This window comes from Legionella parisiensis (assembly GCF_001467945.1).
Classification (GTDB): Bacteria; Pseudomonadota; Gammaproteobacteria; order Legionellales; family Legionellaceae; genus Legionella; species Legionella parisiensis.
This window is the reverse complement of the sequence record NZ_LNYQ01000013.1, coordinates 2,358,878-2,376,821: the sequence shown is the minus strand read 5'-3', so window position 1 is coordinate 2,376,821 and position 17,944 is coordinate 2,358,878. Positions and strand designations below refer to the sequence as shown.

The following is a 17,944-nucleotide window of genomic DNA, read 5'->3' as shown; positions in this document are numbered from 1 at the left end:
AAATAGGGTGCATTATGGGTATAGGGGTATGGTCATGTTAGATACTAGGGAGTACTGCGTGAGCTACTTTAAGGAGCTCGATGAAGAGCTGAAATGCTATCTTGAGCAGTCGCAAATAGAGAAATGTTACCAAGCCTATCTGGTAGCTGAAAAAGCGCATCAAGGGCAGATGCGGCGTTCTGGCGAGCCTTATATTACTCATCCTGTTGCAGCCGCATTGATTCTTGCCCGAATGCGTCTGGATTATCAAACAATTATGGCCACTTTGCTTCATGATGTGGTTGAAGATACATCAGTAAGCAAAGATGATTTAACACGCCAATTCGGTGAAGAAATTACCTCCCTTGTGGATGGTGTTACCAAACTGACTAAAATCAAATTTGAGTCAAAGGCAGAGGCCCAGGCGGAAAATTTCCGCAAAATGGTCTTGGCTATGGTTAAAGATATTCGTGTGATTATTGTTAAGTTAGCCGATCGCTTGCATAATATGAAGACCCTGGGTGCAATGCCTTATGCAAAACGTAGACGTATCGCAATAGAAACTCTTGAAATTTATGCCCCAATCGCAAACCGCTTAGGGATGCATTCGGTTTATGTGGGGCTTGAAGACTTAGGATTTCAGGCTTTATATCCAATGCGCTACAAAGCCATTAAATCTGCAGTTGAAAAATCTCGTGGTAATCGACGTGAATTGACTCAGACAATTGAACGTGATTTGCAACTGGCTTTAGCGCAATTAAATATTCCTTATGAACAAGTGTTCGGTAGACAAAAGCATTTATACAGTATTTATAAAAAGATGCGCCAGAAAAAAGCCTCCTTTACAGAGATTACCGATGTTTTTGCTTTTCGGGTGATTACTGAAGATATTGATTCGTGTTACCGTATTTTAGGTGCTTTACATTGTACCTATAAACCTGTTCCTCAACGCTTTAAAGACTATATTGGAATACCTAAGGCAAATGGATATCAATCTTTGCATACTACTTTGTTCGGGCCTTTTGGGGTTCCTCTCGAGGTGCAAATTCGTACTCGCGACATGGATAAGGTCGCTGACAATGGGGTAGCTGCACATTGGATTTATAAATCGTCCGGCCTTGAAGTAAATGAAGCGCAACTGCGTGCAAGAGAATGGGTACAAAGTCTATTGGAAATGCAACGTAGCACTGGAAGTTCGTTAGAGTTTATAGAGAATGTCAAAATCGATTTATTTCCAGATGAAGTATATGTTTTTACTCCTAAAGGTCATATTATGGAATTACCTAAAGGAGCTACGCCGGTTGATTTCGCCTACTCGGTTCACTCGGGAGTGGGTAATAGTTGTGTGGCAGCGAAAGTAAATAGAAAACTGGTGCCCTTAAGTATTCCTTTGTCTAATGGGCAAACAGTTGAGATTATTACGGCACAAGGTGCTCATCCCAACCCGACTTGGTTAAATTTTGTAGTTACTGGAAAAGCACGATCTAATATTCGTCACTTTCTGAAGAGTCAACAAAATACGGAATCAATTAGTTTAGGAAAACGCCTTTTAGAGCAATCATTAAACGAACTATCCAGTGACTATGCTAAAATCCCACCAGAATCCCTACAAGCATTATTAAGTGATTTACATTATAAAACGATGGATGATTTGCTCTATGCGATTGGTATAGGCAACCAAATGGCAATGGTAATTGCCAAAAGATTAGTAGTAACTCAAGACTCTAATGAATTAGATAAAGGAATTAAAACACGGCCCTTGGCGATTAAAGGAACAGAAGGAATGGTGGTTCATTTCGGTGAATGTTGTCAACCTATCCCTGGAGATAATATTGTTGGAAAATTCCAACAGGGCCGGGGAATTATTGTTCATAGCAGTGATTGCACCACCTTAAAAAATTCGCGAACCAATCCAGAGCAATTTGTTGCTCTTCGTTGGGATGAGAAGGTTGAAGGTGAGTACTGGGTTGATATTACAGTTGATGTGGTGAATGAGCGTGGAGTGCTGGCTGCTTTAGCAACTGCTATTGCGGAAGCAGGATCCAATATAGGTAATATCAACGTGGATCCGCGAGATGGGCGACATAATGCAGTTACATTTTCAATTAGTGTTATTGATAGAACGCATCTGGCTCGTGTAATGCGCAGGTTGCGGGCAAATAAGGTGGTAATGCGTCTTTATAGAAAAAAACAAGGGGATAATTAATGCAACCGGTAAATACAAAATTGGCTCCAGAAGCTATTGGAACTTATTCACAAGCCATTAAGTGTGGGGATACAGTTTATCTATCAGGACAAATACCACTTGATCCTGTAACGATGGAACTATGCAGCGAAGACATTAAATTACAAATCACTCAGGTTTTGGAAAACTTGTCGGCCGTTTGTGAAGCCGCAGGCGGTAGTTTGGCACATATAGTGAAATTAAATGTTTATCTTACGGATTTGCGTCATTTTCCTTTAATTAATGAAGCAATGGGTCGTTATTTTGCATCACCATATCCAGCAAGAGCAGCGATAGAAGTCTCTGCATTGCCACGTGGTGTTCAGGTTGAGATGGATGGTATAATGGTTTTATCTTCGAAATAATTTATTGAAAAGTAGCCTGGGTACAGAAAAAGGGTGCAACCCGGGTTAATTGGTTTGCAATCTTAAGGGTTTCACTCAGGCTACACATTTATAATCAGAGCTTATTATGAGTATTATTTCCCTTCATGGTGTCTCCCTTAATATCGCTGGTAATCAGTTATTAGATAATGCTGATTGGCAGATTCAACCTCAGGATCGTATTGCATTAGTTGGACGGAATGGAGCAGGAAAGTCCACTTTGCTTAAACTTTTGCTAGGAGATTTGGTTCTTGATAGAGGTCAAATCAATCGACTTTCTGGATTGCGGGTTGCTGGATTGACTCAGGAAGTTCCAATTACTGAAGAAGAGTCTGTCTATCATTTTCTCGTGAAAAGCCTCGGCGAAGTAGGGGTGGTTTTATCGCGTTTTAATGAATTATCTCAGTTGGGTGATGTGAACGAATTAGCTTTGTGTCAGCAACAAATGGATAATTTCCATGCTTGGGATAAATTGCCGCAAATTGAGACCATGGCTAGTCGTCTCGGCATAGCTACTAATGAGCGGATGAATAACTTGTCTGGTGGTATGAAACGACGGGTGCTTCTGGGTGCGGCACTTATCGCAACTCCAGATTTATTACTATTGGATGAACCTACAAACCATTTGGATATTGAAGCGATCGAATGGTTGGAGGCTTATTTAAAGAGTTTCAAAGGGGCTGTTCTCTTGGTTACTCATGACAGGGAATTTTTAAGCCAAGTATCCAACCGGATAGTAGAAATTGATAGAGGAAAACTGTACCAGCATGATTGTAACTATGAAACCTATCTGGACAGAAGAGAATCCATTCGTCTTAGCGAGCAAAAGCATAATGATTTATTTGATAAGAAGCTGGCAGAGGAAGAAGTATGGATCCGTACCGGAATCAAAGCGCGACGAACACGTAATGAAGGACGGGTGCGTGCATTAAAGGCAATGCGCGATGAATATAAGGCTCGCCGTAATCAGTTAGATAAGGTCAAATCATTCTCTCTCGATGTTACTCGTTCGGGTGCTGTGGTTATCGAAGCAAACCAGGTGAACTATAATTTGGGGGATAAAACAATTTTACGTGATTTTTCCTTACTATTAACTCGAGGAGATAAGCTTGGAATAATTGGTCCTAATGGATGCGGTAAAACGACCTTGGTCCGGTTATTGCTCGGGGAATTAAAGCCTGACTCTGGACAAATAAAGCTTGGTACCTCTTTGAGTGTCGCTTATTTTGATCAATTGCGTCGTCAATTGCATGAAGATCAAACAGTTATGTTTAATGTGGGTGATGGTGCGGATTATGTAACAATTAATGGCAAGCAAAAACATGTTGCCAGTTATTTGCGTGAATTTTTGTTTTCAGCCGAGCGTTTTAATCAACCGGTCTCAGTGCTTTCTGGTGGAGAAAGAAACAGATTATTATTAGCTAAACTGTTTGCCAAACCAGTAAACCTGTTAGTAATGGACGAGCCTACCAATGATTTGGATATTGAAACTTTGGAGCTCCTTGAAAGTATGTTAGCTGACTATCCCGGAACTTTAATATTAATTAGCCATGATAGAGCGTTTATTAATCAGGTCGTTACCAGTGTCCTGGTTTACGAAGAAGCAGGGCAGTTTAATGAATTTGTTGGTGGATATGATGAATATAAAATGCATAAAAAACAACAGCGAGAGCATATAGTAAAAACACCTGTTGTGAAACGAAATTCTGCAACAAACAAATTAAGTTTTAATGAGCAACGAGAACTGGCGCAATTGCCCCAAAAAATTGAACAGCTAGAAGCAAAAATAGCCGAATTACAATTACAAATGACCGAACCCAAATTTTACCAACAAGATACCCAGCTGATTACAAAAATGAATCAAGGTCTGGCTGAAGATGAGGATTTATTAACACGACTTTATGCGCGATGGGAGGTATTAGAAGATGTTGAGAAAAGGAACAAGTAAATGTTACTAACACTGGCTTTGGTTGTTCTTTTGAGTGCAATTTTGGTTTTCTTTTCAGAGGAATTTATTAAAGCCTTTAAGAAGCTCTTTGCCATAAAAGGAGCTAAATTGTTTATACCAATATTTGCTGCTTCTTGGCTAATTTATACGTTTACCTTTTGGTGCTTATGGGCAATTTTTTATATGCGTGAAATATTGCAGGTAATAGAGGACTTTTTAGTGCGTATTATGCCTTTTCAGAATATCGCAGTTCCAGTTGTACTGATATTCATGTTGACTTTTCTTTCCGTTGTTCCAGTCCTTATTCTTGATATTCTTTCACGAAGAAAAAAATTCAAAGGATATAAGTACCCTTATATTACAAGCGGGATAATTTGGTTGCTATCTGTTTTTTCATTAATCATCATTTAGTCTTTCTGTAAAGAAATGTAATTTTTATGTAAAGGCTTGTCGCTTTTGTTAATAAAACCTTAAGTTTTCTTTTTTATACTCCTTGCCACCAGTTTGGAATTTAATAAAAATTAAAAAGGAGATTCAAGTGGAATTCAGCAGCAAACAACATCATCATGATCATGTTACCCGTGGTTCTCATCAGCATAATCCTAAACCTCTTTATCCTCATATTGAGGTAATGTCCTCTCATAACCCTTATGTTGAGGTAACGCCTCGTCAGTCCCATGTAGAGGTTCGCACTCCTTCTCGCATACATAATAGTTATCAACATAGTCATCACCATAATCATCACAGTTATTCTTCTTCTGGCCGTGGTGGACGTGTTTTATTTGTTGGACTTTTTATCCTTTTACCCATTGTGGTTGTTGCTGCAATACTGAGTTCGACTCTTAGCGCGATGAGTTTAACCACAGCATCGCTAACTACTGCTGGAGCTGGTGCTACAGGTGCAATGGCTTTTAGTGCCGCTACTTTTGGTATCGGAGCACTTGTACTTTATGGTGCTTTGGGTTTAGCGTATTTATATTCTAGTGCTAAAGAATGCTACAGCAGCGACAAAAACGTGTTTGATATGATTAAATCACGTGTTGTAAATGACGATGGATTGAGCTTTAAAGGGGTTATGAAATCCATAGGTTCTGTCTTGTGGTCTCCATTTTTACTCCTTGGTGGTTTGTCAGGTATGGCAGTTAAAGCGGCTATGAGCGCTCGTGTTTCACCCCGCTCGGTGTCGACTACTGTGGTAAGCATGGAAATTACAGAATCCTATAAAGAGATGGGAGCGAATGGTCTAGGCTCACAACCCTCCATGAGTAGTCAGCGAAAAGATCTGCCACCTGTTCATACTGAATTGTATAGTAAAACTCGAGAGGAAAGTGAAGAGCATCATCTGTTAGACTCTCAAGTTTCTTTTCCTTTATACCCTTCAATATACAGTTCGAATAACTAGTGTTTGTTGCCTCTGTTTTCAGTGGATTTTTTCAATAGTTTTTTGGGTTCTTTATCAGAGGACCCAAAAGCCAAATAAATATTCTAAACAATTAAAATCTTTGAAATTAATCCTCATTGCAAGGTTTACAATACTAAGCAATTAAGAGTTTCTTCTAGGCCTTATCCGTTTTTTCCTTCCAAAATAGCCTATAATTTAATCAAGATGAGTTTTTGGTGAGTTTTCATATGGTTTCTAATCGATCGGAAATTCCTCAACGTTCTTCAGAAACTGTTACCTCAATGTGGCCAGAACTAAATGAAGCAGAACAACAACTTATGACGGGGCGATTGCAACAATGGTTTGCAGATATAGAAAAAAACAATAACCCTGGAAATAACGGAACAACCCTCTCTTTAGCCACTCGGTTTCTTTCATATTTTGGATTAAAAAATGCTGCAGAGGTGTTTTATTTTCTTAAAACGGCTGGAGGAATGGAAACGATTACGATGATAGCCCGAGAACTGATGAGGCAAGAGGAGGAAATTCAATCAATAAGAGAGCAAAATGAAGAGGCAATGCAAAAGCGAGAACATATCGTTTTTCTTCTTATGGGATTAATTGCAGAGAGAGAAGCTTTAGCTAAAAATGTGGATCAACTTTTTAGAGTCGAAATTGAAAGGCATCTTACAAAAGATAAACATGCTCATACAGAAACAATTTCTAGCCGTGCGGTAGAAATTATAGATGCTATGATTGATAACTATCTCAGTACTATCCACGCTCTAGATTTAGAGCTGAATAAATTAGAAGAGCAATTGAATGAAATTGAAAAAGAATGGATTGCTATTGAAGAAGAAGAGGAGCAAATGGAGGTCTATCACGAAGAACTTCATGCGCATTTCGATATATTGAATACGTTCTTAGCGATGCCTATTTTGAGTCATCCTCAAGAGAATCCTGCTGTTTTTGTTGAACGAAGACGTTCCATTTTAATACAAGATCTCGAAAGATATAGAGAACAAGAAGCATTACATAGAAATACAACTTCAGAAGATCCTAAGACCCAGGAAAAAGAGCGACGCCGGATTTGTAGGCACATCAAGACCATTGAGCATGAACTGAATTTTCATCAAGCTCACCTAAGTCAAACAGTCACAAATTATGAGGAATTATTTCGTTTAGCTCTGGAACAAACACGATCTCAAATACAAGAGCTTAAGTCACAAACATCTTTCCCAAGACAATTGGACACTCAAATTGAAGGCTTACAATTACGTGAGCAAGGCCTCGTGTCTGCATTAAAAGTTATGAGAAATAAGAAAATACTCCTTAATGATCAATTGGAACAAGTTTTTGATTTTTCTCAAGCCCGTTTTATTGTTAAACATGAGGAGGCTAAATGCCTTATTCAAAAAGATGATGGCTCATATGCACTAATCCCTAAGGATGCGGATCCTCAAAAAATGACTCAAGAAGAATGGGAGCAAGCTAAGTGTAATTTTAATCAAGAGAAAGTGCGTATTCAAACACCCCGCTTTAATTTTATGGAAAAGATACAAGAAAATTTGCAGAAACAAATTCAACGCAAAGAACAACACCTAAGCCTAAGAGAAATATTACAAACCCAAAGATCAGAAATGCATCGTGCCAGGGAAAAAATGGAAGAAACTTTAAGCATTGCTCAAACTCGAAAAGCAACATTATTAAGCAATCCCCGCTTATCCCAAAGGTCCGTGCTAAAACCTGAGCCGCATGCAAGCTATAAACAGATAGTAGAGAAATTTGAGTCTTTGATATTAACAGCTCCCAAAAAAGAAGATATAGAAAAAGTTAGAGATGTTGTTAAAAATTCATCAATACCGCCTGAGAGCAAAGGAAAACTTGATAAATTAATTGAACAAATCACACCAGAGAAGATTATGGAGCCGCAAAAACAAAGGCTTCAATGGTTATACAGCGCCAAACGAACAATTATGGATTCATCACCCAAGCCTGAAGTCGATCCGACTAAAACGATGAAGTAACATGTTCAAGGGTACCTCTTTTTTATTACTGTCTTTTGATCATCGTGGGGAGGGCGTTGGAGTAGATCCGGCCTGGTTTATCAGATGTGCAGAAAATTTAAGTTTAATTTGTAAGCCATCTCTTATTCATTGGGGGTGCTGAATCGTTTCATTCCGTGTATAATATCGGCAATTTATTTTCAGGTTGCTCTATGAATAAACAGGATTTTTACTTTGATTTACCACCAGAATTAATTGCGCAATATCCTTTGGCGCATCGTAGTGATTCACGTCTTTTACTTTATAATCGTCAAAAAGATGAATATGGCCATTATCAGTTTCGCGAAATAGCTGATTTTTTAAATCCTGGCGATTTACTGGTTATGAATGATTCTAAAGTGATTCCAGCTCGACTGTATGGCCATAAAACTACTGGTGGAAAAGTAGAACTATTAGTGGAACGTATTACAGGAGAATTTACTTTTCTAGCTCATATTAAAGCCAGTAAAGCATTAAAGGCCGGGTCTATTATTAAATTAGAGCACAATAAAGAAATCGAAGTACTTGATAGAGAAGATGATTTATTTATATGCAAAGCGGATATAGATGTTTTGCAATTATTAAATGGAATAGGACATATTCCGTTGCCTCCTTACATTACTCGAAATGATGAAATTTTGGATCAGGATCGTTACCAAACAGTCTATGCAAAATATGAAGGCTCTGTCGCAGCTCCTACGGCTGGTTTGCATTTTGATGAAGCTGTATTATCCAGCTTACATTCAAGAGGAGTTGCTGTAGCTTATCTTACGTTACATGTAGGAGCAGGAACATTTAGACCTGTTCGTTGTGATAATATAGAAGACCATAAAATGCATAGTGAGCAATTCACAATTAGCCCTGAATTATGTGCTGCGGTACACGCTACAAAGGCAGCAGGAAATCGAGTAATTGCAGTAGGTACGACTGCTTTGCGCAGTTTAGAGAGTGCAGCACAAAATGGAGTTTTAACCGCGTGCAGCAGAGATACAGACATCTTTATTTACCCAGGATATGAGTTTAAGATTTGTGATGGCTTAATGACTAATTTTCATTTGCCTGAGTCTACTTTACTCATGCTGGTTTCAGCTTTTATCGGCCATAAACAAGCAATGAAGCTTTATCAGGAAGCAATCGAAAAGAAATACAGATTTTTTAGTTATGGTGATACCAGTTTATTGCTATAAATCAGGAGATTAGGAATGTTGGCTGCGATACAGAATGTTATACCTGTCTTAACTTCAGAGGCAGGTTTATGTCTTACAACGGCAAATTGGCACGAAGTAAAAATAACGGCGGCATCCTATTCTTTGGAGCATTTGTTATATAAGCCAGGTCAGGATGTACTCGAAAAAATATCAGATTTAGCCCGTTACTTGGGTTGCCTTGGGAAAGTGGTCCTTAATGCAATGTCACTTGTAGCCAATAGGGAAAAAGTTTATGTGCTCAAATCACCCTATGATGGCTCTAAAGTTAGACTTACTTCGGAGAAATTAATTGATCTTATCCATCATTTAAAACCTAATGCAGTAATTTTACCTCAAAATATCCTGCGCGATTTTCCACAAATCTGGAGTAACTGGGATGATGCAATTGTTCCATTTATTCATGTGAATGATTTGGAAAAAAATGAGGTAGTTAAGGCACATGGGGTTTATTTTAATGTTTTGGATGAGCTGAATTGGAAGCAATTAGATCAATGGTCTCATCTGGCACGTTATGCTATAGGACGTTTTGATCCTGAATTAATTAAGCGTTTGCATGATAAGGGAATAGGGCTTATTGAGACAGATGAGCCTGCCCAAGCAGCGGCTCAAGGCAAGGTTTACAGCCAGGAAGGAACTGTGGATTTAACTGATTCAAAAACGCAGATGCAATTTGAAATGATTGATGCAGATTGCGTTTGCCCCACGTGTTCACAACAATTTACTCGGGCTTATCTGCATCATCTATTGCAACATACCCCCCTATTATGTCAGCGGTTTTTAATTCAGCATAACGTGTTTCATGTGCAGAATTATTGTTATTCCTGATGAATTTCACTTTCCCCCTATGAGGCTGTCATCCCCGCGAAGGCGGAATGACAGCCTTCCTAACCTCCCCCATACATAGGAGAGGGGATAATGTTTGACAGTTTTTCCCATACAAGATAGGATTACCAACAATTTGATGGCGCGGGGTGTCGTGATAAACGTCTGAGAAATACCCGTTGAACTTGATCTGGTTTGTACCAGCGTAAGAACGCCTTAAATCTGTGTTTATTTTTAATTGATCTCTTGGAAAGCCTTATCTATTTGCTATTTTTTTAAGAATCATTGCTCTGAATACAGGTTCATTTCTTTATTAGGCCTTCATTCGATATCTTTTGCCATCCTCTATTTTATTAATTAATTCAAGGAGCCATGGCATGAGTGCGTTATCAACAAGAACAACCCTATTACTTAATTGGTATGCAAACCCTTATCATACCCCAATTTTTGTTGCCCATTCGTTAGGGTATTATCAGCAAGAAGGCATAAAACTTGCGATTTTGGAACCTAGCGATCCCAGTGATGTCACCGAAATTGTGGGTATGGGACATGTAGATTTTGGAGTCAAGGCTATGATTCACACCTTGGCTGCTCGTGCGAAAGGCTATCCTGTTACCTCAATTGGAACATTGCTGGATGAGCCGCCAACAGGCCTTATTGCACTTAAATCCAGTGGTATAAGCTCATTTCAGGATATTGTCGGCAAACGAGTAGGTTATATTGGTGAGTTTGGCAAAATCATCATAGATAATTTGGCTAAGTTAGCAGGCATTGCTCCCACAAGTTATGAGACGGTGCGCATCGGCATGAATGTGACTGATGCGATTTGCCGCGATCTTATTGACACCGGCATTGGCTTTATTAACTTTCAGAAAGTTGAATTAGAACATTTACGCGGTGAAACTGTATTTCTGCGCCTGGATCAGCTTGCCGGCTTGGGTTGCTGCTGCTTTTGTTCCATTCAATTTATTGTACCAGAACGCATGTTAAAGAATCCTGAAACTATTAAAGGTTTTCTCAAAGCCACACAACGTGGAGCCGCCTTTACAACCGAAAATCCGGATGAAGCTTATGAGCTTTTATGTCGTATGAAACCTCAATTGCGAACTCCTATGTATCACACAATATTCATCCGCAGCTTACCTTTTTTCTCCCGTACGCTTTTAAATGTGGAACGTGATTGGAATAAAGTAGGGCGATTTGGCAAACATTTGGGAGTAATTGATGAGTCTTTCGCAGTGGATGTTTGCTATACGAATGAGTTCTTACCTAAGATGCCTCATTCTGATTTGGAGCCTATCGCGTGTTGCGTAGGTGAATAAAAAATAAATCAATGCCCGGGTGTTTGTAGCCTGGGTGTAACGCGGCGGAACCCAGGATCAAAAAACTCATTAGCTCATCAATCCCGGCTCCCGATGCGTCGCACCAGGCTACAATAGGTCTACTCTTGAGTGATTCTATTAAATGAAAAATGCTGCAGTTGTGGGGGCTGGGATAATGGGGTGTTTGTTGGCTTTGCGCTTACAAAACGAAGGCTGGCGAGTATCATTATTTGAAGCAGAAACTTCCTTCAATAATTGCAGCAATGCAGCAGCAGGCCTTTTGGCACCCCTATCTGAGCTTGATAAGGCGGAGCAAGTGATTTTCCATTTGGGGATGGAATCGGTTGAAACATTATGGTCGTCCATTCTAAATCAATTGACAGAACCGGTATATTTTCGCCAAAAAGGCAGTCTTGTGGTACATCATCCACAAGATAAAGCAGAATGGCAGCAGTTTAGTTCCAGAATTGTTAATCACTTAAGTGATTCATGCTACGAGTTGCTCAATGAAGATTTACTAATTCAGCTTGAACCAGAACTTCGTCAATTTAAACGAGCCTATTATTTCCCTAAAGAAGCGCAGCTTGATAATCAGGCTCTATTGTCAGCACTTAAAAATCATCTGTGCAAGCAGGGTGTTATTTGCCGGGATAATACCTTTGTTTCCGCTGTCTATCCAGGAAGAATAGAAGCAAGGAATGAATCACATCGGTTTGATTTTGTTTTTGATTGCCGAGGTTTAGGGGCAAAAACCTCTTTTCCGCATCTGCGCGGACTTCGGGGGGAGCTTATTTGGGTGCATGCCCCTGAGGTTCAGTTACAAAGACCTATTCGACTCTTACACCCCAGGTATACTATTTATATTGCACCACGCCCTGACTTTCATTACCTTATCGGCGCAAGTGAGTTAGAAGCAGAAGATTGTAGCCCAATTTCGGTACGCACAACGCTCGAATTATTAACCGCTGCATACTATGTTCATCGAGGTTTTTCCGAAGCGCGAATAATTAAAACGGTGACGCATTGTCGTCCGACTTTAGTGCATCATCAGCCCCGTATAAAATATGCGAAGAGATTTATTGCAGTTAACGGACTTTATCGTCATGGATATTTAATTGCTCCGGCATTAGTCGAGGAAATTCTACGTGGATTAAACAGCAATCAACACGACACTTGTTATCCTGAGCTTTGGGAGGCTTATTCATGATTATTTATATAAATGATAAACCATTAACACTTGATACATCCTGTACACTGCAGGAAATGCTTGCACAAAGAGAGGGGATTGCTGCCCATGTAGCAATCGCAATTAATAATCAATTTGTTCCTAAGTCCATGTTTTCTAGCACCATCTTGTCTGAAGGGGATCGTATCGATCTGATTATACCGATGCAGGGAGGATAGCTATGTGGTCTCTAGCAGATAAGCCTTTAACAAGTCGTTTGCTCTTGGGAACAGCAGGCTATCCATCACTTGAAGTGATGACCCATGCCGTTCAGGCTTCTAAAACCAATGTGATTACTGTGTCGTTAAAACGGCAAATGCCTGGGGATTCTGGAACAGATTTATTTTGGCAAACCATACAATCTTTGGGTTGTTATTTACTTCCCAATACCGCGGGTTGCCGTGATGCACAAACTGCAATTACTACAGCTGAAATGGCACGCGAACTTTTTCAAACCTCATGGATTAAATTGGAAGTAATCGGTGATGATTACAGCTTGCAACCCGATCCTTTTGAATTGTTGTATGCGGCAACTGAATTGGTAAAACGAGGATTTGAAGTCTTTCCATACTGTACGGATGATTTAGTTTTATGTCAGCGTCTAGTTGATTGTGGTTGTCGTATTTTGATGCCTTGGGCAGCGCCTATAGGTTCTGGAAAAGGATTACTTAACCCCTTTGCTTTGGAAACTTTACGCCAGCGATTAACGGATGTGACCTTGATTGTTGATGCTGGGATTGGTAAGCCATCTCATGCGACACGTATTTTAGAGTTAGGTTTTGATGCGGTACTGCTAAATAGTGCGGTTTCTTCATCAACTCATCCAATAGCGATGGCTGAAGCCTTTGCGCATGCGGTCATCGCAGGACGAGGTGCTTTTGCAGCAGGCCTTATGCCTGAGCGAATTACAGCACAATCGTGTACTCCTCTGATCGATACACCATTTTGGCTTCAGGAGACTCCATTATGAGCCTTGTGTGGACCAAAGCTGAAAATGAGGCGGATAGACACACTTTTCGAGGGTTGGGCCTTAAACTTCAATCACAGCTATTTTATGAAGATGCCCAACCTGATGCTATTAAAATTAATGGGGAAATTTCTTCTGAGGACCTTGACTGTCTCAGTTATTATTCTGGCCCGGTGGTTTTCGATTTTACTTTAGCTTCAGCCCGGTATTTTGGTGAAAAAAATTTAAGCGGCACTGAGTTTTCTTTTGCTGATGTTTTGGTGCTGAATACACTTGAAGCTGAATTTATTTTAAAGCGTAAAATTATGACGCACCAATCTATGGAAGAAGCTGCGCACGGATTATTAGCTTATGGCGCAAAAAGTATTTTTCTCTTAGGCCAGCATGGGCAGGGCGCTTCGTGGAGACATGATTATTGGACAAACGGCGTTACTTCATTTTGGCTGACCAAAAATCACTGTTCTGATGCAGCGTATCCAGAACTTCGCTCGGTTCTCTCAGCGGCAATTACAGCATCATTGGCTCTTGGTTATGTGCTTAAGGATGCACTCATCATAGCAAAAATGTATGTACACCAAGCAGTGCGTCGAGCACAAACCGGTCTGTATTATGGTAATTTTCCAGAAGATGAAACAGATTTGCCTTATCTTTCATCCAAACCATTATATAGTACACCTCCTCCATTTAAGCGATGTCATCGATTAGGCCTTTACCCTGTAGTTGACCGTTTTTCCTGGGTGGAAATGCTGTTGAGTCTTGGGGTAAAAACCATTCAATTGCGCATTAAAGAAAGGACAAATAATCTTGAAGAGGAGATAAGACAAAGTATTGCTTTAGCTAAAAAACATTATGCCACCTTATTTATTAATGATTACTGGGAAATGGCTTTAAAATTAAATGCAGAAGCAGTGCACTTAGGGCAATCAGATATAGATAATGCAGATATTGATGCAATTAGAAAGCAAGGGCTTTTACTGGGAGTGAGTACCCATTGTTACTACGAAGTCGCACGAGCACATGCTCTTAATCCTTCATACATTGCAATTGGCCCTGTTTTTCCGACTACCAGCAAGGAAATGCCTTTTACAGCGCAAGGTATACTATCTCTACAACGCTGGAAAAGGACTTTAAATTATCCTTTGGTTGCAATAGGGGGAATCAATGTCGAGCGTATGCCTGATGTAGTTGCTACAGGAGTTCAAGGTGTAGCACTTATTTCTGCAATTACTCACGTAAAGGATCCGCAAAAGGCAACCGAGCAACTTTTGCGATTGATATAAATCGGAGACAAAGTAAAAATTCAAGTCAGATAAGGAACCGTAATATGACTGTTTTATCAGAATTGGAACGTTATTCTCAGCAAATCAAATTAGAAGAAATTGGCATTCAGGGACAACTAAAACTAAGAAAAGCAAAAGTATTATGTGTTGGGGCAGGTGGTATCGGAGCTACACTACTTCCTTATCTTGCTGGCGCAGGAGTAGGAACAATAGGGATTATTGATGGTGATATAATCGAAGAAAATAATCTACATCGACAAATTCTTTATCAGGAAATCGATGTGGGCAAGGCAAAAGCTGATGTTGCAAAAATAAAAATACACGCCTTAAATTCCCGTAATACTATTGACACCCATGCTTTTCGTTTAACTGCTTGTAATGCAGAAGAAATTATTGCGCAATACGATCTGGTAGCTGATTGTTCCGACAATTTTTATACGCGTTATCTTGTTCATGATACATGCTATCGTTTAGGAAAACCCTATGTTTATGCAAGTGCTTATCAATTTCAAGGACATTGCTCTTTATTTTACGGGCAAGAGAATCCCTGCTTACATTGTTTGTTTCCGATTATTCCTGACATGGGCGCCAATTGTCAAAATGGAGGGGTTTTAGGTACTCTTCCTGGATTATTAGGACTTTTGCAGGCAACAGAAATTATCAAATGGATTACTACAGGTAGTGTCTCATTGCTGAATCGATTGCTTTGTATTGACTTACTCACTATGGAGATAAAAAAAACTCAGTTGATTAAAAACGAAGAATGTCAATTTTGTGTTTTTGGGCAAACCCCTGAGGCAAGTGCTTTTTGTATCCCTGCAGATGAGATGCAGTTTTTTACCATTGCGCGCGAAGATTTGTCGCGTTTTTTGCAAGAGAATCCTCAGGCGTTGTTATTGGATGTGAGAACAGCAGACGAACACTTCCATAATAATTTAGGTGGAAAATTAATACCCTTGGCTGAGTTGCCTATGCGTCTTGATGAGCTTGATCCTTTAGCGCCTATCCTTATTTATTGTCAGTCCGGCCAAAGAAGTCAGCGCGCTGTAGTGTTATTAAAACAAGCAGGATTTCGCACAGTTTATCACTTGGCTAATGGAATGGATTCATTATAGATGATAAACATCTAGCATGGTTGACCTGGGATTCGCTGCGCTTCACCCAGGCTACAATTTATCGACGAAAAGTATCTTTCTTATAATCAGGTATTTTGATGTCTTTATAATTTATAAAAGTCATCATTCCTGTTGCTTCGTGATAGAGCATATGGCAGTGAAACATCCAATTTCCTGGATTATCAGTATCAAATTGGATTTTGACTGTGGAGTTAGGTAAAACTAAAACGGTATCTCGCTTTGATCCATTTTTAAGAGGTTTGCCATCAATTTCTGTGACTTCAAAAAAATGCCCGTGTAAATGCATCGGATGAGCCATACCTGTTTTATTCATTATGACTATTTCTATTCTTTTATTTTTATCCACGCTTAATGGAGTAATATTAGGCCAAGCTTGATTATTTATTTTCCAAATATAATTCAGCATATCCCCATCTAAGGTGACAGTGAGTGTTTGGTTCGGTTGCTTCACTGGCAGCGGAGCCAAGGATTGGATTTTAAATTCTTGCTCATTATTTAGTCCGCCAACAAGAGAGGGGGCTTTTGCGCTTACAGATATTTTAGAAGCCCCTGGTGTAGATAAAATTAATCCCGTTTGCAATTGGGTGCCAGCACCTTGAGCAAGGATAGGATATGCTCCTTCACCTTTAGGGATTTTGATGAGGATATCAATGCGCTGTCCAACAGCAAGTTGAAATTGGTTACCCTGAATTTCTTTGATAGGTTGCCCATCAACTGCAATTGCTTTTCCCTGAAGTTTGCCAAGATTAATAAAAAAGTTAGTCATTGCTGCACCATCAATGATGCGAAGCCGCACAATTTCTCCACTGTGAACTGGGATTATTTCAGGATTGGAAAGAGTATGATAATTTGTTAAAAAAGCATCATAACTCACATCATTTAAATCAGGTTTTGCTGTTTTAGATGTACTTTTTTTCATTGTATTATCGTTTATGGATGTTTTTTGTTGCATATCACCCATTGTTTTTAGGGGCGCGGTACCTTTGTTTTTTAACTCATACAGTAGAGTTTCAGGTTTTTTATAGCTAAAATCCCCGAGAAATAAAACGACATCCTTTTCTTTATTTTTTTCGTTTGGCTCGTAAATGATAAATGGGGCAGAAAGAAAACGTTGTACTTGTAAGTCAAAATGAGAGTGCATCCAATAAGTGCCTGATTGACGTAATTTAAAATGATAATGAGATTCTCCACCTGCTGGAATAGGTGCTTGAGTCACATAAGGTACTCCATCTTGTGAGTTCGGTAAAATTAACCCATGCCAATGAACCACTGTTGGACTATCAGTTGTATTTTTAACTATTGCATCAAAGTATTGCCCTTTTACCCCCTTATAGCCCCAAGTGCCATCGGGCTGCTCGATTTTGAATACCTCCGTACTCTTTCCATCTACTATAAGTGGTATTTTTTTTATAATAAGCACAGTTGGTTTTTTTATGTCCTGAGTACTTTTTTCTATTGCTGAATATCCAGTTATCAGAAAGGTCATCATAAATAAAAGAACAACCAATACCTTATAATTGTTCATTTAGATCCCTTGTTGAGCAGTTCTTAAAAATTATAGTTCAAAATAGGAACTAATATTATGAAAAACTGTTTTAATTTCCGCTTTGATTCATTTACCTTAAGAGCAATTCGCTATATGATGTCACGCGATTATCAATAGTAGATTAAAGGAGACGATATGAGTTTTTTTATTAGCGATGCTCTGGCTGGAGCGGGGACAGCAGCGCCTCAAGCAGATGGATCTTTTTCACTCATTATGATCGCCGCTATTTTTGTGTTGTTCTACTTTATGCTGATTAGACCTCAAAATAAAAGAGCAAAAGAACATCGTGACTTAATAAGCCGTTTAAAAAAAGGCGATGAGATTGTTACCTCTGGCGGTATGTTAGCTAAAGTAGTGAGTCTTGATGAGCAATACATTAAGATAAGTCTCGCAGAAGGTGTGGAGATTAATTTACAAAGAAGTGCGGTAAGTACTGTATTGCCCAAAGGCACGATAAAATCGCTTTAAGAAAGCATAG

Annotated in this window: 16 protein-coding genes and 1 riboswitch; of the genes, 15 read left to right on the top strand and 1 reads right to left on the bottom strand. The window is 39.4% G+C overall.

What is annotated here, in order from left to right; all coding sequences use genetic code 11:
• Positions 1 to 58 precede the first annotated feature (58 nt).
• The 14 genes from spoT to Lpar_RS16555 all read left to right on the top strand — a co-directional run bounded on the left by spoT (position 59) and on the right by Lpar_RS16555 (position 15,899).
• On the top strand, positions 59 to 2,185 hold the full coding sequence (gene spoT, locus Lpar_RS16620; protein ID WP_058518883.1) for a bifunctional GTP diphosphokinase/guanosine-3',5'-bis pyrophosphate 3'-pyrophosphohydrolase: 2,127 nt from the start codon (positions 59 to 61) through the stop codon (positions 2,183 to 2,185).
• A complete protein-coding gene (locus tag Lpar_RS16615) occupies positions 2,185 to 2,568 on the top strand; it encodes a RidA family protein (protein WP_058518882.1) in 384 nt (127 codons plus the stop codon). The genes spoT and Lpar_RS16615 overlap by 1 nt, the downstream gene beginning before the upstream one ends.
• Positions 2,569 to 2,674: 106 nt before the next feature.
• Positions 2,675 to 4,534 (top strand): ATP-binding cassette domain-containing protein, encoded by a 1,860-nt coding sequence (locus Lpar_RS16610; protein WP_058518881.1) that lies wholly within the window; start codon positions 2,675 to 2,677, stop codon positions 4,532 to 4,534.
• On the top strand, positions 4,535 to 4,945 hold the full coding sequence (locus tag Lpar_RS16605) for a hypothetical protein (protein WP_058518880.1): 411 nt from the start codon (positions 4,535 to 4,537) through the stop codon (positions 4,943 to 4,945).
• 127 nt (positions 4,946 to 5,072) lie between these two features.
• The gene (locus tag Lpar_RS16600; protein WP_058518879.1) at positions 5,073 to 5,936 is read left to right on the top strand and encodes a hypothetical protein; all 864 of its coding nucleotides are present in this window, start codon (positions 5,073 to 5,075) and stop codon (positions 5,934 to 5,936) included.
• Positions 5,937 to 6,163: 227 nt separating this feature from the next.
• A complete protein-coding gene (locus Lpar_RS16595) occupies positions 6,164 to 7,942 on the top strand; it encodes a hypothetical protein (protein WP_058518878.1) in 1,779 nt (592 codons plus the stop codon).
• Positions 7,943 to 8,133: 191 nt separating this feature from the next.
• Positions 8,134 to 9,147, top strand: a complete 1,014-nt coding sequence (gene queA / locus Lpar_RS16590; RefSeq protein ID WP_058518877.1) for a tRNA preQ1(34) S-adenosylmethionine ribosyltransferase-isomerase QueA — start codon at positions 8,134 to 8,136, stop codon at positions 9,145 to 9,147.
• 15 nt (positions 9,148 to 9,162) lie between these two features.
• The gene (locus tag Lpar_RS16585; protein ID WP_058518876.1) at positions 9,163 to 9,993 is read left to right on the top strand and encodes a tRNA-guanine transglycosylase; all 831 of its coding nucleotides are present in this window, start codon (positions 9,163 to 9,165) and stop codon (positions 9,991 to 9,993) included.
• 132 nt (positions 9,994 to 10,125) lie between these two features.
• Positions 10,126 to 10,219, top strand: a riboswitch (TPP riboswitch).
• Between the two features lie 148 nt (positions 10,220 to 10,367).
• A complete protein-coding gene (locus tag Lpar_RS16580; protein WP_058518875.1) occupies positions 10,368 to 11,312 on the top strand; it encodes an ABC transporter substrate-binding protein in 945 nt (314 codons plus the stop codon).
• Between the two features lie 142 nt (positions 11,313 to 11,454).
• On the top strand, positions 11,455 to 12,519 hold the full coding sequence (locus Lpar_RS16575) for an FAD-dependent oxidoreductase (protein ID WP_058518874.1): 1,065 nt from the start codon (positions 11,455 to 11,457) through the stop codon (positions 12,517 to 12,519).
• The gene (thiS, locus tag Lpar_RS16570; protein ID WP_058518873.1) at positions 12,516 to 12,716 is read left to right on the top strand and encodes a sulfur carrier protein ThiS; all 201 of its coding nucleotides are present in this window, start codon (positions 12,516 to 12,518) and stop codon (positions 12,714 to 12,716) included. Before Lpar_RS16575 ends, thiS begins: the two co-directional genes overlap by 4 nt.
• 2 nt (positions 12,717 to 12,718) lie before the next feature.
• Complete coding sequence (locus Lpar_RS16565) at positions 12,719 to 13,507, top strand: thiazole synthase (protein WP_058518872.1); 789 nt, start codon at positions 12,719 to 12,721, stop codon at positions 13,505 to 13,507.
• Positions 13,504 to 14,784 carry a thiamine phosphate synthase gene (gene thiE, locus Lpar_RS16560; protein ID WP_058518871.1) on the top strand — a complete coding sequence of 427 codons (1,281 nt, stop codon included), beginning with the start codon at positions 13,504 to 13,506 and terminating at the stop codon, positions 14,782 to 14,784. The genes Lpar_RS16565 and thiE overlap by 4 nt, the downstream gene beginning before the upstream one ends.
• A 44-nt stretch (positions 14,785 to 14,828) precedes the next feature.
• Complete coding sequence (locus Lpar_RS16555; protein WP_058518870.1) at positions 14,829 to 15,899, top strand: HesA/MoeB/ThiF family protein; 1,071 nt, start codon at positions 14,829 to 14,831, stop codon at positions 15,897 to 15,899.
• 58 nt (positions 15,900 to 15,957) lie between these two features.
• Here Lpar_RS16555 and Lpar_RS16550 read toward each other — a convergent pair whose 3' ends face one another.
• Positions 15,958 to 17,445: a multicopper oxidase family protein gene (locus tag Lpar_RS16550; protein WP_058518869.1), complete on the bottom strand. Its 1,488-nt coding sequence runs from the start codon at positions 17,443 to 17,445 to the stop codon at positions 15,958 to 15,960.
• Between the two features lie 156 nt (positions 17,446 to 17,601).
• Here Lpar_RS16550 and yajC point away from each other — a divergent pair, with 156 nt between their 5' ends.
• Positions 17,602 to 17,934, top strand: coding sequence for a preprotein translocase subunit YajC (gene yajC / locus Lpar_RS16545; RefSeq protein ID WP_058518868.1), 333 nt, complete (start codon positions 17,602 to 17,604; stop codon positions 17,932 to 17,934).
• Positions 17,935 to 17,944 lie beyond the last annotated feature (10 nt).

Coding starts and splice junctions, on each gene's coding strand:
- Lpar_RS16615 (WP_058518882.1), top strand. CDS start 2,185: ATGCAACCGGTAAATACAAAATTGGCTCCAGAAGCTATTGGAACTTAT.
- Lpar_RS16610 (WP_058518881.1), top strand. CDS start 2,675: ATGAGTATTATTTCCCTTCATGGTGTCTCCCTTAATATCGCTGGTAAT.
- Lpar_RS16605 (WP_058518880.1), top strand. CDS start 4,535: ATGTTACTAACACTGGCTTTGGTTGTTCTTTTGAGTGCAATTTTGGTT.
- Lpar_RS16595 (WP_058518878.1), top strand. CDS start 6,164: ATGGTTTCTAATCGATCGGAAATTCCTCAACGTTCTTCAGAAACTGTT.
- queA (WP_058518877.1), top strand. CDS start 8,134: ATGAATAAACAGGATTTTTACTTTGATTTACCACCAGAATTAATTGCG.
- Lpar_RS16585 (WP_058518876.1), top strand. CDS start 9,163: ATGTTGGCTGCGATACAGAATGTTATACCTGTCTTAACTTCAGAGGCA.
- Lpar_RS16580 (WP_058518875.1), top strand. CDS start 10,368: ATGAGTGCGTTATCAACAAGAACAACCCTATTACTTAATTGGTATGCA.
- Lpar_RS16575 (WP_058518874.1), top strand. CDS start 11,455: ATGAAAAATGCTGCAGTTGTGGGGGCTGGGATAATGGGGTGTTTGTTG.
- thiS (WP_058518873.1), top strand. CDS start 12,516: ATGATTATTTATATAAATGATAAACCATTAACACTTGATACATCCTGT.
- Lpar_RS16565 (WP_058518872.1), top strand. CDS start 12,719: ATGTGGTCTCTAGCAGATAAGCCTTTAACAAGTCGTTTGCTCTTGGGA.
- thiE (WP_058518871.1), top strand. CDS start 13,504: ATGAGCCTTGTGTGGACCAAAGCTGAAAATGAGGCGGATAGACACACT.
- Lpar_RS16555 (WP_058518870.1), top strand. CDS start 14,829: ATGACTGTTTTATCAGAATTGGAACGTTATTCTCAGCAAATCAAATTA.
- Lpar_RS16550 (WP_058518869.1), bottom strand. CDS start 17,445: ATGAACAATTATAAGGTATTGGTTGTTCTTTTATTTATGATGACCTTT.
- yajC (WP_058518868.1), top strand. CDS start 17,602: ATGAGTTTTTTTATTAGCGATGCTCTGGCTGGAGCGGGGACAGCAGCG.